This window comes from Clostridium hominis, from assembly GCF_014287825.1.
Classification (GTDB): domain Bacteria; phylum Bacillota; class Clostridia; order Clostridiales; family Clostridiaceae; genus Clostridium; species Clostridium hominis.
Genome location: NZ_JACOOO010000001.1, coordinates 156,211 through 175,142, shown reverse-complemented (window position 1 = coordinate 175,142; position 18,932 = coordinate 156,211). Strand labels below are relative to the sequence as shown.

Annotated in this window: 16 protein-coding genes and 1 other annotated feature; of the genes, 4 read left to right on the top strand and 12 right to left on the bottom strand. The window is 28.5% G+C overall.

Going from position 1 to position 18,932, the window contains the following annotated elements; all coding sequences use genetic code 11:
• Window positions 1-13 precede the first annotated feature (13 nt).
• The 8 genes from H8S20_RS00850 to H8S20_RS20600 form a co-directional block, all read right to left on the bottom strand.
• Window positions 14-1,330, bottom strand: coding sequence for a bifunctional folylpolyglutamate synthase/dihydrofolate synthase (locus H8S20_RS00850; protein ID WP_186859162.1), 1,317 nt, complete (start codon window positions 1,328-1,330; stop codon window positions 14-16).
• A gap of 136 nt (window positions 1,331-1,466) precedes the next feature.
• Window positions 1,467-1,682 (bottom strand): DUF3892 domain-containing protein, encoded by a 216-nt coding sequence (locus H8S20_RS00845; RefSeq protein ID WP_032119001.1) that lies wholly within the window; start codon window positions 1,680-1,682, stop codon window positions 1,467-1,469.
• A gap of 48 nt (window positions 1,683-1,730) precedes the next feature.
• Complete coding sequence (locus H8S20_RS00840) at window positions 1,731-3,044, bottom strand: MATE family efflux transporter (RefSeq protein WP_186859047.1); 1,314 nt, start codon at window positions 3,042-3,044, stop codon at window positions 1,731-1,733.
• 57 nt (window positions 3,045-3,101) lie between these two features.
• Window positions 3,102-5,744 (bottom strand): valine--tRNA ligase, encoded by a 2,643-nt coding sequence (locus H8S20_RS00835; protein WP_186859046.1) that lies wholly within the window; start codon window positions 5,742-5,744, stop codon window positions 3,102-3,104.
• A 156-nt stretch (window positions 5,745-5,900) separates the two neighbouring features.
• Window positions 5,901-6,110 (bottom strand) — a binding site (T-box leader).
• 33 nt (window positions 6,111-6,143) lie between these two features.
• Complete coding sequence (locus tag H8S20_RS00830; protein ID WP_186859045.1) at window positions 6,144-10,409, bottom strand: 2-hydroxyacyl-CoA dehydratase; 4,266 nt, start codon at window positions 10,407-10,409, stop codon at window positions 6,144-6,146.
• Between the two features lie 112 nt (window positions 10,410-10,521).
• Window positions 10,522-10,689 carry a hypothetical protein gene (locus H8S20_RS00825; RefSeq protein WP_186859044.1) on the bottom strand — a complete coding sequence of 56 codons (168 nt, stop codon included), beginning with the start codon at window positions 10,687-10,689 and terminating at the stop codon, window positions 10,522-10,524.
• A 41-nt stretch (window positions 10,690-10,730) separates the two neighbouring features.
• Entirely contained in the window at window positions 10,731-10,991 is a 261-nt protein-coding gene (locus tag H8S20_RS00820; RefSeq protein ID WP_032119005.1) for a hypothetical protein, read from the bottom strand.
• Window positions 10,992-11,009: 18 nt separating this feature from the next.
• Complete coding sequence (locus H8S20_RS20600) at window positions 11,010-11,141, bottom strand: CPC_1213 family protein (RefSeq protein ID WP_279288152.1); 132 nt, start codon at window positions 11,139-11,141, stop codon at window positions 11,010-11,012.
• A 212-nt stretch (window positions 11,142-11,353) separates the two neighbouring features.
• Between H8S20_RS20600 and H8S20_RS00815 the strand changes: the two genes are divergently transcribed.
• Entirely contained in the window at window positions 11,354-11,911 is a 558-nt protein-coding gene (locus H8S20_RS00815; protein ID WP_243177453.1) for a hypothetical protein, read from the top strand.
• A gap of 75 nt (window positions 11,912-11,986) precedes the next feature.
• Here the strand turns inward: H8S20_RS00815 and H8S20_RS00810 are convergent, their stop codons facing one another.
• Entirely contained in the window at window positions 11,987-12,931 is a 945-nt protein-coding gene (locus tag H8S20_RS00810) for a carbohydrate kinase family protein (RefSeq protein WP_081921756.1), read from the bottom strand.
• A gap of 301 nt (window positions 12,932-13,232) precedes the next feature.
• Here H8S20_RS00810 and H8S20_RS00805 point away from each other — a divergent pair, with 301 nt between their 5' ends.
• Window positions 13,233-13,586, top strand: coding sequence for a CDC27 family protein (locus H8S20_RS00805; protein WP_186859042.1), 354 nt, complete (start codon window positions 13,233-13,235; stop codon window positions 13,584-13,586).
• Between the two features lie 13 nt (window positions 13,587-13,599).
• Here H8S20_RS00805 and H8S20_RS00800 read toward each other — a convergent pair whose 3' ends face one another.
• Genes H8S20_RS00800 through H8S20_RS00790 form a run of 3 tightly spaced genes read right to left on the bottom strand, consistent with a single transcriptional unit; the run spans window position 13,600 to window position 16,572 of the window.
• Window positions 13,600-14,664 (bottom strand): transglutaminase-like domain-containing protein, encoded by a 1,065-nt coding sequence (locus tag H8S20_RS00800; RefSeq protein WP_186859041.1) that lies wholly within the window; start codon window positions 14,662-14,664, stop codon window positions 13,600-13,602.
• Window positions 14,665-14,681: 17 nt separating this feature from the next.
• Entirely contained in the window at window positions 14,682-15,317 is a 636-nt protein-coding gene (gene recX / locus H8S20_RS00795; protein ID WP_186859040.1) for a recombination regulator RecX, read from the bottom strand.
• A gap of 13 nt (window positions 15,318-15,330) precedes the next feature.
• A complete protein-coding gene (locus H8S20_RS00790; RefSeq protein ID WP_032119011.1) occupies window positions 15,331-16,572 on the bottom strand; it encodes a M16 family metallopeptidase in 1,242 nt (413 codons plus the stop codon).
• A gap of 154 nt (window positions 16,573-16,726) precedes the next feature.
• Between H8S20_RS00790 and H8S20_RS00785 the strand changes: the two genes are divergently transcribed.
• Together H8S20_RS00785 and H8S20_RS00780 are read left to right on the top strand one after the other, a co-directional pair.
• A complete protein-coding gene (locus tag H8S20_RS00785) occupies window positions 16,727-17,410 on the top strand; it encodes a response regulator transcription factor (protein ID WP_032119012.1) in 684 nt (227 codons plus the stop codon).
• Entirely contained in the window at window positions 17,403-18,905 is a 1,503-nt protein-coding gene (locus H8S20_RS00780; protein WP_186859039.1) for a HAMP domain-containing sensor histidine kinase, read from the top strand. The genes H8S20_RS00785 and H8S20_RS00780 overlap by 8 nt, the downstream gene beginning before the upstream one ends.
• Window positions 18,906-18,932: the final 27 nt, after the last annotated feature.

Here is an 18,932-nt window from a genome sequence, read left to right as displayed (position 1 = left end):
AAATATAGGTGTTTTAATTTTTACTTCCTTTACCCTTTACTATTATTTTTCTCATGTCCCCTATCATATATAATGATCCACTTGCAATTATCAAATCATTTTCATTTGCATCTTTTAAGGCATTATTAAAGGCATCCTCATAACTTTCATAAGCTTCACAATTTTTATTGTATTCTATAATTTCCATTTTTAAATCTTGAGCTAATTCTGCTCTTATAGAATTTGGAGTTACAGCATATACTTTCTTTGCTAATGGTGCAATCTCTTCAACCATTTTTTCAACATCCTTATCTGCTAGAATACCTAAGATTAAATACACATTTTCATAATTAAAATACTTTTCTATATTTGTTTTCAAAGTAGCTATTCCTTGAATATTGTGTGCTCCATCTATGACAACTAACGGTTTATTCCTTAATACCTCTAATCTACCTTTCCACTTTACTTCCCTTATACTTTTCTCAATAGCTTCATTATTTAGAATTATTAATCCTTGTCTTTCTATTACTTCTAAAACTTTTATTGCTAAAGCTAAATTATAAATTTGATGTTCCCCTAGTAAAGGTAAGTCTAATATATATTCTTTTGTTCCTCTTATTTTAACTCTTTGAAAAGGCTTATCACCTTTAATAATTTCCAATAGCTCAGCATCATTTAGATTAACCTCATATAATCTAGAGTTTTCAACCTTACATTTATTTAAAACAACATCTTTTGCTTCTTCATATTGCGGAAAAACTACTGTGGGAATATCTTTTTTAATTATTCCGCATTTTTCTCCCGCAATTTCTTTTAAACTATTTCCTAATAGGTTAGTATGATCAAAGCTAATAGATGTAATAACTGATACTATAGGAATAATTACATTAGTAGAATCTAATCTTCCACCTAAGCCAACTTCAACTACTCCAAAATCCACCTTTTCTTTTTCAAAATAAAGAAGCATTAAAACAGTTATCATTTCAAATTCAGTAGGATGTCCATACCCTTCTTCTTTAACTTTATCTATTGATGGCTTAATCAGTGTCACCATTTCTGCTAAAACATCCTTTGGAATATTTTCTCCATTTATCTGAATTCTCTCTTCAAATTCTTCTAAAAAAGGAGAAGTGTACATTCCAACTTTATAACCTAAGCCACTTAACATTTTTGTTATCATAGATGTTGTTGAACCTTTTCCATTAGTTCCTGCAATATGTATTAACTTTAAATTCTCCTGTGGATTTCCTAATAACTCCAACAATCTTAAAGTTCTCTCTAATCCATAATTAGATCCAAAATTCCCCACTCCAGTTATGTATTTCATAGCTTGATTATAATTCATATTTATACCTCTTAACTTTTATATTAATTTATATTACCTCATTTATTTAGCATAATTATAAATAAATTTTTCGAAAATATCAAACTTTACAAAAAAATAAAAGATACCATAAAAACATTTATGGTATCTAATCGTAAATACTTTATAATGAAGATAGATTATTACCTTCATTTCCATCTGGCTTAGTTCTTAAATACTCTTCACCTTTTCTTGAATGAGCTACTATAACTCCTTCAATTTCACCATTTTTTGCTCTATTAACACCTTCTGACTTTTCAAGTTTTTCTCCATTATCTAATATATAATGAGTTATTTCTCCACTACTATCTTTTATAGTATCAGTAATTTTTTGTGTCATAAAATATCACCTCTTAATTATATTTTAATCTACAACCAAATTATTATACTAAATTATCTTTAAAGTTTTTTTGCTCACACACAAAGCAATTCCAAAAGTAATAACTTCTGTCAATGGAACACTAAGCCATATTCCATTAACACCTAATATTATAGGTAAAATAAAGATCATAACTCCTACTATTACTAATCCTCTTAGTAGGGAAATAAAAATCGCTATTTTAGACATTTCTATCGCTTGAAAATATCCCCCTAACACGATATTAGCACCCATAGTAATAAATGCTATAAAATATATTCTTATAGCTATAATTGCTATTTGATTTACCTCATCCGTTGGTGTTACAAATATTTTTATAATCTGCTCTGGAAATAAAAACCCGCATATAGCTGATATTAGTCCAAAAACTATAGCCACATAAAAGGCTATTTTTCTTAACTCCATTGCCCTTGAGTACTTCTTTGCTCCCACATTTATACTTACTATTGGTTGAATTGTTTGACTTATACCATTACTTATTGAAATAAATATTATCGCTGTATTAGATATTATACTGTACGCTGTTACTCCAGTTTCTCCAATAAATTTTAATAATTGAAAATTGAATAGATATATTATTATTCCTGTTGACATCTCAATAAAAAAGCTTGGAATACCATTATTAATTATTCTCATAATATAACTTGATTTAAAACATTTATATGTTAGTTTTAATGTATTATTTTTCGAAATAAAATGAGTCAATAATATTATTGTACTTATTGTGTACGATAGTACAGTTGCAAGTCCTGCTCCAAACATCCCCATATTTAAAGGAAATACAAACACATAATCTAAAACTATATTTAGCATTCCGCCTATTATTGTAGCAATCATAGCTCTCTTTGGATTCTTATCCACTCTAACAAAGCCTTGTAAAGTAGAACCTATAGTAAAAGGTATAAATCCAAATGCAACTATATCCATATACTCTCTTATTAACTCTCTAGTAATGTTAGTAGCACCTAGCATTATTGCTATATCGTCCATAAAAAACTTTCCTATTATAAAGAATAATATAGAAATTATCACTGCCATATAAATTGATAAGCTAAAAATATCTATTGCCTTTTTATTATGCCCTCTACCTCTTTCAATACCTAATACCGTTGATCCTCCAACTCCTATTAAATACCCCACTCCAAACACTAACGAATAGATTGGTAATACAATATTTAATGCGGCTAGTCCATCACCGCCTATTCCTTGGCCAATGAAAATGGTATCAAAAAGAATATATATTGAGGTAACAAGAGCTGCTCCTACTGTTGGCAAAAAATATTTCAAGTATAATCTTTTCACATCATCTTTAAGTAAATCCATCTTTCCCCCCAATTCATTATATAAAAGACTGTCTCTTACGAGACAGCCTTAAATCTTTTATTTAAATGCTTCTATTCTTACTAAAACTGCATCAAGCATTTCTTGATACTTAGCCATTTTTTCTTTTTCTGACTCAACTACTGCTGCTGGAGCTTTTGCAACGAATCCTTGATTAGAAAGTTTCTTTTCAATTCTAGTTATTTCACCTTCTAATTTAATCTTCTCTTTCCCCAATCTTTCAAGTTCCTTATCTTTATCTACTAAGTCAAGAAGTGGCATAAATAATTCCCCACCTTTAACTATTAAAGATACAGCATTTTCAGGAACAAGAGATTTATCAGCTATAAATTCAACTTCTGAAGCTGAACCTAATTTCTCTATATATGGTATACCTGCTGAGAAAGCATCCTTAGCTTCATCAGAAATATAACAAATTACTTTAGCTTTTCTTGATGGTGGTACATTCATTTCAGCTCTTAAGTTTCTTAATCCCTTAATAGCTTCTATTATATAATCCATATCTTTTACTGCTTTAACATCTACTTCATCAGCTTTAAATTCTGGCCATAAAGATATAGCTATTGATTCTCCATCTGTTAAAGTAGTATATATTTCTTCTGTTATAAATGGCATTGCTGGGTGTAATAATTTTAATCCTGTAGTTAATACAGTGTATAATACATTATAAACTACACCCTTAGCCTTTTCATCATCACTGAAGAACACAGGCTTAACAAGTTCTATATACCAGTCACAGAATTCAGTCCACATAAAGTCATAAACCTTTTGGTTTGCAATTCCAAGCTCGTATTTTTCCATGTTATCAGTTACTTCTTTAACTAATTTATTCATTTCTGATAATATCCACTTATCAGCTAAGCTGTACTCTTTGCAGTCAGAATACTTTTCCATAACTTCTTTATCTAAATTCATCATAACGAATCTTGAAGCATTCCACATCTTGTTTGCAAAGTTTCTTGCAGCTTCAACTTTTTCTGGAATATATCTTATATCATTTCCAGGAGTACTTCCTGTAACAAGCATAAATCTTAAAGCATCTGCACCAAAGTTTTCAATTACTTCTAGTGGATCAACCCCATTTCCTAAAGATTTACTCATTTTAACACCATTAGCATCTCTAATTATCCCATGCATTAGAACTGTTTCAAATGGTGTTTCTTTCATGTTATAAAGGCCTGAGAATATCATTCTTGCAACCCAGAAGAATATAATATCATAACCGGTAACTAATACATTACCTGGATAGAAGAAATCTAAGTCTTCTGTTTTTTCTGGCCATCCTAAAGTTGAGAAAGGCCATAATGCAGATGAGAACCAAGTATCAAGTACATCTTCATCTTGTCTTATATTTTCTGAAGAACATTTTGAGCACTTATGTGGTGCATCTACTTCACACATTTCATTTCCACAGTCGTTACAATAGAATACAGGTATTCTATGGCCCCACCACAATTGTCTTGAAATACACCAGTCTTGAATATTTTCCATCCAGTTAAAGTAGATTTTTTCAAATCTTTCAGGAACAATTTGTGTCTTTCCTTCTTTAACAACTTCTATAGCTGGTTTTGCTAAAGACTCCATTTTAACATACCATTGCTTAGATACTATTGGTTCAACTACAGTATTACATCTATCATGTGTTCCAACATTATGAGTATGAGGTTTAACCTTAACTAACAACCCTTGCTCTTCTAAATCTTTTACCATTTGCTTTCTAGCTTCATATCTATCTAACCCTTGGTATTTTCCTCCTAATTCATTTATTACACCATGATCATCCATAACTCTTATTATAGGAAGATTATGTCTCTTACCAACTTCAAAGTCATTAGGATCATGAGCTGGAGTTATTTTAACTGCTCCTGTACCAAATTCAATATCAACGTATTCGTCACCAACAACAGGTATTTCTCTATCAGTTAATGGTAATTTTAAAGTTTTTCCAATTAAATGCTTAAATCTATCATCATTTGGGTTAACAGCAACTGCGGTATCTCCAAGTAACGTTTCTGGTCTTGTTGTAGCTATTTCTAAGAATCCTGAACCATCAGCTATTGGATAATTAATATGCCAGAAGCTTCCCTCTTTTTCTTCATATACTATTTCTGCATCTGATAAAGCAGTTGTACACTTTGGACACCAGTTAGTTATTCTATTCCCTTGATAGATAAGTCCTTCGTTATATAACTTTACAAATACAGTTCTAACAGCTTTATTTAAGTTCTCATCCATTGTAAATGCTTCTCTTGTAAAATCACAAGAAACCCCTAACTTCTTTAGCTGATTTCTAATAGTGCCTTTATACTCTTCTGCCCATTTCCAAACTTCATCTAAGAAAGCTTCTCTTCCCATTTCTTTCTTAACTAAACCTTGCTTTAAAAGTTCATTTTCAACTTTAACTTCTGTAGCTATAGAAGCATGGTCAGTTCCCGGAAGCCATAATGTGCAGTATCCTTGCATTCTCTTAAATCTTATAAGCATATCTTGCATAGTATTATCTAATGCATGCCCTAAATGAAGCTTACCAGTTATATTTGGTGGTGGCATCATTATAGTAAACGGCTTTTTACTCTTATCAACGACAGGAGTGAAATATTTCTTTTCTTCCCATGTTTTATAGATTCTTTCTTCAAATTCTTTTGGATTATAGGTTGTAGATAAATTCTTCTTTTCTTCCATAAATAAAACCTCCTGATTTAATTTAAATAAATATACTTAATAATATATAAATAAATTATTTGAATTACATTTCCTTAATAAAACTCTCATTAGTTATAGTTCCATGATTGCAATTCATATAATCATTTTCTAAATAAAAAAAGAGCCTTCATCCATAAAAAGGACGAAGACTCGCGGTACCACCTTTATTCCTGTCAATCAACAGGCTCTTAATTAAATAACGACTAGACAGCCGTCTTAGCTTACTATAATTTCAGCTAAGAAACTCAAAAGCTACCTTCAGAATACTTCATATAGAAGGCTTACAGCCAAGGCCTTCCTCTCTTAATACTTCCTATTCCTACTCCTCTTTTTCACAGTTTTTAGATATCAATTTTACTTTATACTATGATATTTTTTTTATTTTGTCAATATATTATCTATAATTTCTTTATTATTCGCCTCATTATTTTCTATCTTTTTCTTTGCTACTGATAACATCAATTTTATTCTATTCATCTGATTGACATTAGAAGCACCAGGATCATAATCAATTGCTACTATATTAGAATCTGGATAATGATCTCTTAATATCTTTATCATCCCTTTTCCAGTAACATGATTAGGCAAGCATGCAAAAGGTTGTACACAAGCAATATTATTAACTCCGCTTTTGATTAATTCAATCATCTCTCCAGTTAAAAACCAACCTTCTCCAGTTTGATTTCCTATAGATAAAATAGGTGATGCTAATTTAGCAAGTTCTCCTATATGTTTCGGTGAATCAAATCTTCTACTTTTTTTCAACTCCTTCATCATAACTTTTCTGTAATTTTCTAAATAATTTATAACTATATTCCCTAAACCTTCGTTTAATTTGCTCTTTCCAAGATATTTTGCTTTATATCCTGAATCATAAGAACAATACATAAAAAAATCTAACAAATCAGGAACTACAACCTCTACTCCTTCATTTTCTAGAATAGTTACTATATCATTGTTAGCTGTTGGGTGATACTTTACTAATATTTCTCCTACGATTCCCACCCTAGGCTTCTTAATATCTTTTAATTCGAAATTATCAAAATCATTTATTATACCTTTTATATTTTTATTAAAAATGCTTCTACTACCATTTCCAAGGTTTTCTTTTGCTTTTTTATTCCAGAATTTATATAGCTTATCAGCTTCACCTAAGTTTTTTTCATAAGGTCTTGTTCTATATAAAACTCTCATAAATAAATCTCCATAAACTAATGCCATTATAGCTCTATTTATAAATTTTAAAGTTATCTTAAATCCTGGTTGCTCTCCCATACCTAAAGCATTAAGTGATATAACAGGAATATTTTTAAATCCAGCATCTTTTAATGCCATTTTCAAAAATCCAATGTAATTTGTAGCTCTACACCCTCCACCGGTTTGTGTTATTAATACAGATGTATTATCAACATCATACTTTCCTGATTTTAAAGCTTTTATAATTTGTCCGACAACTATTATTGATGGATAACAAGCATCATTATTTACATATTTTAATCCTTCATCAATAGACTTTATATCCATAGCTGGTAATACTTCTATATTATATCCACACTCTCTTACCGCTTTCTCTAGTAAGTCAAAATGCATAGGTGACATTTGCGGAGCTAATATAGTATGTTTTTTTCTCATTTCCTTAACAAATATAGGTGGATTGTATTTGATACTTTCCTCTACAGGTTTATAATTTAGCCTCTCTCTTTCTTTTATAGCTGCATATAACGATCTTATTCTTATCCTAGCTGCGCCTAAATTATTTCCTTCATCAATCTTTAAAGATGTATATATTTTACCTCTCGAAATAATTAAATCAGAAACTTGATCAGTTGTTACAGCATCTAGTCCACATCCAAATGAATTTAATTGTATAATCTCTAAATATGGATTCTTTGCTATAAATGCTGCTGCTCTGTATAATCTTGAATGATACATCCATTGATCTACTACTCTTAAATTTTCTTCTAACTTACCCAAATGAGATATGCTATCTTCTGTTAAAACAGCCATTCCATAAGATGTTATTATTTCTGGTATACCATGATTTATTTCAGGATCAATATGATATGGTCTTCCACATAATACTATCCCCTTTTTATTATTTACTTTTAAATATTCTAATACCTCTTCCCCCTTATTTTCTATATCTCTTTTACATGCCAATCTCTCTAATGCGGCTTTCTTTATTGCCTCCCTAGCTTCATCTAAGGATATGTTATACTCTTTAAATTCTTCAACAATTCTTTTCGCTAAAACTTTATAATTGTCTAAAGATAAAAATGGTTCAATAAGCTTAACATTTCTCTCTTTTATCTCATCAATATTTGTTCTTATAACCTCTGGATAAGATGTTACTATAGGACAATTATAATGATTTGTTGCATCTTTAAACTCCTTTTTTTCATAAGGAATACATGGATAAAAAATAGTTTTTATCCCTTTATTGATGAGATTCATTATATGTCCATGACTTATTTTAGCAGGATAACAGGCCGATTCTGATGGTATTGTTTCTATTCCCAACTCATATATCCTTTTATTTGATGCATCAGAAAGCACTACCCTAAACCCTAAACTTGTTAACATAGTAAACCAAAACGGATAATTTTCATAAATGTTTAAAACTCTTGGAATACCTATAACTCCCCTTTTAGCTTCATTTAACGGTAAAGGTTTATAATTAAATATTCTCTTATATTTATACTTATATAAATTAGGAATCTCTTCATTTTTTTTCTTAATTACTCCTAGTGCTTTTTCACACCTATTACCTGAAATAAACTCTTCTCCATCTGAGAATTTATTTACTGTAAGCAAACAATTATTCCCACATCGACCACACCTAGCAAAATCAGTTTCTATTTTAAATTTTTTAATTTGCTCATTAGATAAAAGAGTTGATTTTTCCCCTTCTATATATCTTTCCTTTGCAATTATTGCACATCCAAAGGCTCCCATTATTCCTGCAATATCTGGTCTTATAACCTCTTTCCCAGAAATAATTTCAAAACTTCTTAGAACTGCATCATTATAAAAAGTTCCACCTTGAACTATTATTTTATCCCCCATATCATTTTCATTTCTCATCTTTATTACCTTAAATAAAGCATTTTTTATTACTGAGTAAGATAAACCTGCTGATATATCAGAAACTTCAGCACCTTCTTTTTGAGCTTGTTTTACTCTTGAATTCATAAACACAGTACATCTTGACCCTAAATCTACCGGTGACTTTGAAAATAATCCTTCTTTTGCAAACTCTTTTACATCCATCCCTAAAGACTTTGCAAAACCTTCAATAAATGAACCACAGCCTGATGAACATGCCTCATTTAAAAGAATACTATCTATAGTCCCATTTTTTATTCCCATAGACTTCATATCTTGTCCACCTATATCTAATATAAAATTAACCTCCGGTAAAAAATATTTTGCAGCTTTATAATGAGCCATAGTTTCAATTTCTCCTATATCTATATGTAAAGCTGTTTTTATTAGTGATTCTCCATAACCAGTTATCGCTGAATTTACTATTTCAACATCATTTGGAATAACTTCATATAAATTAGTTAATATACTAATCACCTTTTTTAATGGGTCCCCATCATTATTTTCATAAAAAGAATATATCAGTTCATTTTTTTCATTAATTAAAGCTACCTTAGTAGTAGTTGAACCTGCGTCAATCCCTAAATAAGCTTTTCCCTTATAACTTAATAAATCTCCCTTTTTTACAATAGCTTTATTATGCCTATCTTTAAATACTTTATAATCTTCATTATCTGTAAATAAAGGTTTTAATCTTTTAACGTCATTATCCTTAATATCTAGTATCATTTCTAGATTTCCTAGTAAATCACCTAATAAAACCTCTTTATTATCCTCACTTAATAATGCAGCTCCTATAGCTACAAATAACTCTGCATTTTTAGGTGTAATAGTTTGTTCTTTTGTTAAATTTAATGTTTCTACAAATCTCTCTCTAAGTTCAGATAAAAAATTTAATGGTCCTCCTAAAAATGCTACCCTTCCTCTTATTGGCTTTCCACAAGCTAACCCACTTATGGTCTGGTTTACAACCGCTTGAAAAATAGAAGCTGCTATATCTTCTTTATGTGCACCTTGATTTATAAGCGGTTGAATATCAGTTTTAGCGAATACTCCACATCTAGATGCTATAGGATAAATTACCTTAAAATCTTTTGCATATTCATTTAATCCCTCAGCATCTGTATTCAACAATACCGCCATCTGATCTATAAATGCACCTGTCCCTCCTGCACAGCTTCCATTCATTCTTTGCTCTATACTACCATTAAGATATGTTATCTTAGCATCTTCTCCTCCTAATTCTATAACCACATCTGTTTCAGGAATAAACTCTTCAACTGTTCTTGAGCAAGCAATCACCTCTTGCACAAAGTTTAAATTAAGCCACTTAGAAACAGATAATCCTCCTGAGCCAGTTACAACTATAGAACATTTAATATTTCCTAAAATTTTATATGCATTTTCAACTAATCTAACTATACTTATTCTTATATCTGAAAAGTGTCTTTTATATTTACTATAAATAATTCTATTTCGATTATCTAAAACTACTAATTTTACTGTTGTTGAACCTACATCAATTCCTACTTTATACATAATTCCATCTCACTTCCCCCAATTATATATGACTCAAACACACATTACATATATTATTAATATTATTTTTATAAAAAAAGATGACATACTTAATTGTATGCCACCATAAAGTTTAATCATTCATCCATTCATAAGTTTTATAACTCTTTTTATTATGTGCATGAGCTCCTATTCTTTCACCATTTTCTATTCCTACTTCTGAATTTCCTGTAGGATCTATTTTCCTAAGCTCATTTTTAGATTTTGGTCTATCTTTCATTCTATTTTTATTATTATCCATAAACTTACCTCACATATTAATAATTAAGTATCCATTTAAAATTAATAATTAAATTTACTTTTAACTGCGTCAAACACTGGTCTAAAATATTCTTCATTTTCATTAAATAATTTAGTTAACTCTTCCTTAGCTTTAATATACTTTTCATCGTTAACATCATTGTTAACGATTTTAGATGATTCTTTGTGGAACTTCATAAATATAATTGGATGTTTCTTTGCAAAAGCTTCCATCTCATCAATGTGACGTTCAGGCTTAGTTGCATTTTTCAACCATTTAAAAACATAATCATATTTATCCATATTCACACTTCCTCTTACTTAAATTTTAAAATCAGTTGGATCATATGGTTTGGCTTTTGGTTCACCAAAACAAGCTTTTACACTTTCCACTTGCGGATTATGACTTACATTCTTCTTTTGCTTTTTTGTTTTTTTCATCTGATTTCCCATATAAACATCACCTCATTAATATGTTGTACATATTCTCGTTTAATATCCTATTAGAAAATTTCCATTTGTTTTATAATATTCATAAGGAAACTTCTTCTCACAAGAATTCCAACTAAGTAAAATTCATAAGCAAACTTAATTTTAATTTTTTTATTGATAAATTTAAAAATATGATATTATAATAAATTAAAATGATTTATATGGAGGTACTAATGGAAAACCTACATCCAATATCTGATAAAGATTTTAAAGAACTTATAAAAATTAGATTTAATAATATTAGCGATGGTTTTAATACGTTTAGTAATGGAATTCTAGAATGTGTAGATGATACACTATCCTTTAAAGCAAAAGAAGAAAGATTTTTAAAGTTTTTTCAACAAGCTTTATCATTAAACTCAAATCATCTTATAGTAGATTTCTACTTAAAAAATCTAAGTAGTGAAGAAATATTAAATTTACTAGACTCTCTTGACCATAATAACAAAATAATATTACTTCAAGAATTAAAAAATCTTAAAGATGATTCTGTTTATTTCACTTTAACAGATACTAATCTACTAGGTTTCATAACTATTTTAAATACGCGAGCTCTATTCTTTTGCACAATATATTTCAAACACTTTCCTTTTACTATTTGGGGAAATTATGATTTAAAATTTCCTGTATTCTTTTCTGATATTAACATTTTAAATCAATATAAAGATTTAGCAAATAAACATGGTCTTTCTATAAACTTAATAAATATAAAAAAGGAAGGTATAATTTAAAATTACCTTCCTTTTTCATATCTCTTATAATAATCTCTATTAAAAACACTAAAGTTATCTTTTATCAATAAGCTTTTACTCTACCCAATTGATTTTTTTAACATATTCTTCTACGTATTCATGACTCATATGTGGATTTATAGTTTCCTCATGAGTTATAGTTACTATAGACATAGCAATAGCATATTTAAGCGTATCTATAGTTGAAAATTTATTCATATACCCATAACCTAATCCTGCAACAAATGAATCTCCTGCACCTGTTACATTCTTTACATCAACTTTATCACCACAAGCTAGCTTTCCTTCTTCATTTTTTGTTAAATAATATATTCCATCAGCATCTAAGCTTATAAATACATTTTCAACTCCTTGATCTAAAAAATATCTTGCTGCCTTCTTTAAATCTTCATCTGTATTTATTTTAAAACCACATAAGGCTTCAGTCTCAAGTCTATTAGGTTTAACAGTATGGAAATATTTAACTAAGTGACTTATTTTTTTTGCTTTATTAGCTGAAACAGGGTCTAATACAAATTTAGTTTTTCCTCTATACTTTTTTAGCATATACTCTAAAAGTATAGGATTATCTGAATCTACAATAGTATATTCTGCATTTTCAAATATTTCTGCTTTAGAATCTACAAAAGCTGTATCCATTTTATTTAAGCTTTCCATATCTACTACAGCTGACTCCATTTCACCTTCAGTATTTAAAATAGCCATATATGTTGGAGTACACCCATCTTTTAATATTAAAGAATTATCCATTCTGTAACCAATTCTTTTAGAATGTTCTAAAATACTTCTTCCATTACTATCATCGCCTACAATAGAAATAAATTCAGTACTTACTCCTACTCTTGCTAAATTCTCAGCTATATTTCTACATACACCTCCTAAAGACACTTTTATGCATCCTGGAATTGAATCTTTAGGACTATACTCTTTTCTTCCAAAGCCAATTATATCTACTATTGAAGCTCCTACTACTAATATATACTTATCATTTACTATCATTATATCTCTCCTGCTATGTTTTCTCCGATTTTGAGTGATAAATATATTATAGTAAACAGATTAAAAAAAATAAAGAAAAAAATAAAAATTTGTCGTTTTTTTTAGTTTCCCCCCTTTATTTCACTATTTTCTTTAACTATTTTCAACTTTTCCCCTTATACTTTTAACAAATTAATAATTTAAATTATGAAAATAGGAATAATTTAGTAATTGTTTAATGTTAATAATATATATTATGTGAATAATAGCTACCTATAATGCCAATAATTATAATAATGGTTTATATATACAGGAGGTCCATATGGATTATTTTAGCGAAGCAAATAAACTTTATAATTTAAAAGAATATGATAAAGCAATAGAGTTATACAAAAAATCTATTGAAACAAAAGAAAATACAGCTTGTGCTTATTATAATGCAGGAGTATGCTTTATAAAATTAAAAAATTTCAGCGCTGCTATAGATATGATTAAAAATGCACTTTCTATTCAAAAAGAAAGTAAATACTTCTTTAACTTAGCATATTGCTATGCTATGAAAGAAGATACAAATAGAGCTCTTATATATTTTAATAGGGCTTGGTCATTAGATAGTACAGATGCAGACTGTGAAAAAGCAATAAATTTAATTATGGCTAACAAAAAAGCGCTTTAATCTTAAAGCGCTTTTACCATTCACCTGCTATCATCTCTTTTATATGATCATCATAGAAATTATTATTATTAAAATAGTTGCCCGACATATAAAACGTTGGATCTACAGGTATCCATTTATCTTCACTTTCCAAATATACTTCATTCCATGCATGAGGCCCATATTGTGTCCCATCATATGCACTTCCTGTAACTAATCTAACTTTTAAATCAATAGCTCTTGCCATTGCAACATAAAGACATGCATAATCAAAGCATATACCTTTTTGAGTTGTCCAAGCTTCAGTTGCTCCACTTTTTCCACTACTTTCATTATTTAAAGTTTTATAAGCTTTATCAAAATCGTATTCTATATTACTTCCTATCCATACATATAAGCTCTTTGCTTTTTCTAAGTCATTCTCTTTATATTTAGTTATTTCAATAGCCTTATTGTCAATTTCACTATTTGACCTAACTCCGTCTTCTAACGTTACTCCATTATAATAAATCAACACGTTAGAGGTAGGCATATAATTCTCTTCATCACTATACGTTATTTTTTCATTGCTACTAGTGAAGTTTTGACTTATAGTATCATAAATCATTTTATATCCGCTAATATTAGTAAAAATATTCATAGGAAAATTTCTCCCAATAGTCATATTAAATATTACTATTCCTATAAACATTATTAAAATAACAATAGTCCCTTTTATGGCACCCAATAAAGCAGATATAAATATTAAAATCCTTCTGTTTAATATTTTGCCAAAATAAAATAATTTAGCCAAAAACTTTAATACCATATAAATTATAAAATGAATTATAAAGTAAACTACAACTAATAAAACCATTCTAATCACTTCATTTTTTATTGAAGAAAAAGCAAAATAGTTATAACTTATTTTAATAATATCCGCTAAAATAACATTTAAATTACTATTTATTATTAAAAAAGATAGTAATATCGATAGATAATATAAGGTTCTATTAATAGGAAATTTTATATCTCTATGATCTTTTAGTAGATTTATACTTTCTTTAACCCCAAATAAAATAAAAGCAAAGCATATAGAATATGCTATTAATTTCTCCATAAAGAATACTCCTTTAATTAATACTCATCCTTTTTTACAACCTCTTTCATAACGTCTGATGCTAGGTCATAATTGTATCCTTTGCTTATAAGAAATCTATATAATTTTTGTGATAGCTTATATTTATCACTTTCTCTTCTTTGTAATTCATTATATTTCTTTTGTGCTAAAATTATCGCTCCATCTTTAGAGTCATCATAATCTATTTTAGAAAGTTCCTCATTTATTAGTTCATCTGGTATCCCTTTTCTTTTTAGATTATATTTAATCTTGTTTTTACCTTGGCTTTTTAATTTATCTTTTACATACATCTTTACATAATTTTCATCGTTTATAAGATTATATTCTCTTAAAAACTCAATGGCTCTATTTATAGATTCTTTACTATACTCTTTCGCTATTAGCTTGTTATATATTTCTTTCTCTGTTTTATAACTTCTTTCAACTATCTTAAGTGCAGAATTTTTACACTTCATAAATTCATCTTCTCTTGCAAGTCTCGTAAGTTTTTCAATATCTATAACTTTCTTTGGAGCCAAATTTTCTTTATAAACTATTTCTGCACTTAATGAAAAAGCAAATTCATCGTCTATATAAACATTAATTCTTTCTTTATTTCGCTTACCAATCTCTAGTTTAGTTATTATATTCATAATTATTGCCACCTTATGAAGACTTTAGTATATGAATAGTAGGATTATTTAATACTTTATTTGCAACATTATAAATTTTGTCCTTAGTTATATTATTTAAACTATCCATATCATCTAAAAATTCAAATATATCCTCTCCTTCAACACTTTGGGTCAAAATATAGCTACATAACTCCACTGGATCTTCTAATGTTGATACTACAGCAGTTTTATGAACTTTTTTCATTATATTTAAATCTTTTTCTCCTATTTCGATTTTTCCTTCCTTTATTCCCAATAAAGTCTCATCAATAGCTTCTATTGCACTATCTATATCTTCTTCATCTACAGCTGTGTAAATATATAATGTTTTTACATGCTTTGTTACATCAAGATGAGAATATATATCGTAGGCTAGCCCTCTATTTTCTCTTATTTCCCTAAATAATAAGGAATTTGAGCTTTCTCCTAATCTATGGTTTAGAATTCTTAATGGTAATTCATACTCTTTATCTAATTCATAAAATGTATACAGATATATAATTGTATTTAATTCAATATTTTCTTTAACAGTAATCTCTTTAGTTTTTACATTCTTTTCATCCTTAACTTTTAATGATGTTATATCTCCACTTTTCCACTCTCCAAAATGTTCTTGAATCATTTTTAGAGCCTCTTCATGTTCAAAAGATGATACCATAGTAATAACAGAATTATTTGCTATATAATGCTTTTTATAAAATGTATACAAGTCTTTATGATTAAATTTCTTAACATTTTTTTCTACGCCAGCAACATCGTATCTAAGAGGTCCCTTCTTAAAAGCTACTTCATTAGCTCTCTTAAAACTTAAATCTTCAACACTATCTTTACTAGTTCTAATCTCTGCTAGAATGACTCCTCTTTCCTTCTCAATTTCTTCCTGCAAAAACACTGATGACGTCACCATATCAGATAAAATTTCTATTCCATTTATTAACTCCTCTTCTAAACAACTTATAGAATATACAGTAGACGTAAAGTCAGTATACGCGTTATACTCTCCCCCCAAAGCTTCTAATTCATCATTTAGAGCTTGAAAGGTTCTTTTATTGGTTCCTTTAAAAAGCATATGTTCAATAAAGTGTGAAATCCCCTTCTCATTTACCTTTTCATATAATGCTCCAACTTTAATTCCTATATTTATTGATGAAATTTGTGTGTCTTTTTTTATTGTTAATATCTCTAACCCATTAGGTAATAGATGTTTTTTTATGTCAAAATTCAGCTTAATCATACTCTATTGCCTCTCCCATCTCCAATTATTGTTCTAATACTATAATATAATATGTTTAATAATTAATTACAATATAATAATAATAACACAGTTTATAATTATATCACTTTAGTCTATAATTATACTTAATAAAAAATTTTTATGAGGAGTATGTATGGAAAGAAATATTTTAATTATAGAAGATGAGATTAGAATTAGAATTTTACTTAGAGACTATTTAAAAAGAGACGGCTTTAATGTAATTGAAGCTTCTGATGGTGATGAAGGTATTAATGCCTTTCAAAATAATAGCATCGATTTAATTCTGTTAGATATAATGATGCCTAGAGTTGATGGAATTACAGTGTTAGAAACTATACGTAACGTTTCTGATGTACCTATAATTCTATTAACTGCCAAATCACAGGAAGAAGATAAACTATTTGGCTATGAGCTCGGAGCTGATGATTACATAACCAAACCATTTTCCCCAAAAGTTTTAATAGCTAAAGTTAAGGCTTTACTTAAAAGAACTTCTGATGGAGGTAACTCTTTTTCTTCAGCTAAAGATTTCAACGGCTTAAGTATAAACAAACTTGCTCATGAAGTTAAAGTAGATGGTACAGCTTTAAACTTATCTCCAAAAGAATTTGAACTATTAGTTTATTTAACCGATAACATAGGCATATCACTAACTAGAGATACAATATTAGATAATGTTTGGGGCATAGATTATTATGGGGACCTTAGAACTGTTGATACAAACGTAAAGCGTTTAAGAGAAAAGCTTGGCTCTAAAGCAAACTATATAATTACAGTAAGAGGTAGCGGATATAAATTCGAGGTAAATCATGAGTAAAAGTATTTCAAAAAAATTATTTACAATAACATTTAGTTTAATTTTATCCGTATTCGTCATTAATATGATAGTTCAATTACTTTTCTTTGAAGATTTTTATTTAGATAGAAAAGTTAAAGATTTAAAAAATGAAGTTAACACCTTTAGAACCATGTACTCTTATCAACTGGTTAATAAAAATACTCTATATAACGCCTTAAGCTCCTATGAAGAATCTAACAACTCCAAAATGGCTATATTCTCACTTGATGGAAAGCTTAAGTATTTAACAAACTATGAGGGTGGTGTAGATGATTCTACAACTTTAACAGCTTTTTGTGCAGATCTTCTTTCTAATAATGAGTTAATTGATAGAGTTTTAACTCACGACACTGTTGAGTGGACAATTTTTATCGATAAAAGTAGCGACAGTAAAAAAATTGGAGTTGTTTCTCCTATGTCCCTACAAAACTTTAATGATTCAATTATAATTTCAGTTTCATCAATACAACCAATACAAGAAGCTGCTTCAGTTATAAAAAGCTTTTATTTCTATCTGTTAATTTGTATATTATTTGTTGCTATAATTCTTTCAAATATTTATGCTAAGCTAATTAGTAAGCCTTTGATAAAAATAAACAAAGTAGCAGAAAAGATGTCTAATCTAGACTTTAACGCAAAATGTGATATAACTTCTCAAGATGAAATAGGAAGTTTAGCTAATACCTTAAACTTTCTTTCAAGTAATCTTGAAAATGCCTTAGATGATTTAAAAGATAAAAATTTGAAACTTGAAAATGAAATAGAAAGGGAACGTAATCTCGAAAACATGAGAAAAGACTTCGTCACTAGTGTTAGTCATGATTTAAAAACTCCGATTGGAATAATAGGAGGCTACGCCGAAGCTTTAAAAGATGATATAGTAACTGGTGAAGATAGAAAAATTTATCTAGAAACTATAATTGATGAAGCTAACAAAATGAATTCATTGTTAAATAGTATGCTCGATCTTTCAAGGCTTGAAACTGATAAAGCAACATTGGAATTAGAGGACTTTAATATAGTTAGACTATTACAAGGAATGATTAAAAAATTCTCTTTAGAGCTCACTAATAAAAATATAGCAGCTAACTTTATAGCTCTTCCTCCATATGCTTATGTTAATGGAGATATACTTAAAATTGAGCAAGTTATACAAAATATACTTACAAATGGAATAAAATATTCTCCTGAAGGAAGTAATATAAATATTTCTGTAGTAGATCAAAATGATAATTTTGTAATAAGTATTGAAAATACTGGAGTAAATATACCTGAGAAAGAACTAGAAAATATATTTGCCAAGTTTTATAGATTAGATAAATCCGGTGATAGAACAAAAAAAAGCTACGGATTAGGTTTATCCATAGTTAAAAGAATATTAGATCTTCATAATAGTGTTTATTCTATAAATAATACATCTGATGGTGTATTATTCAAATTTACTTTATCTAAATCTATAGATATTGAAGAATAAAAAAATAAGCTGCGACTTTTTGTCACA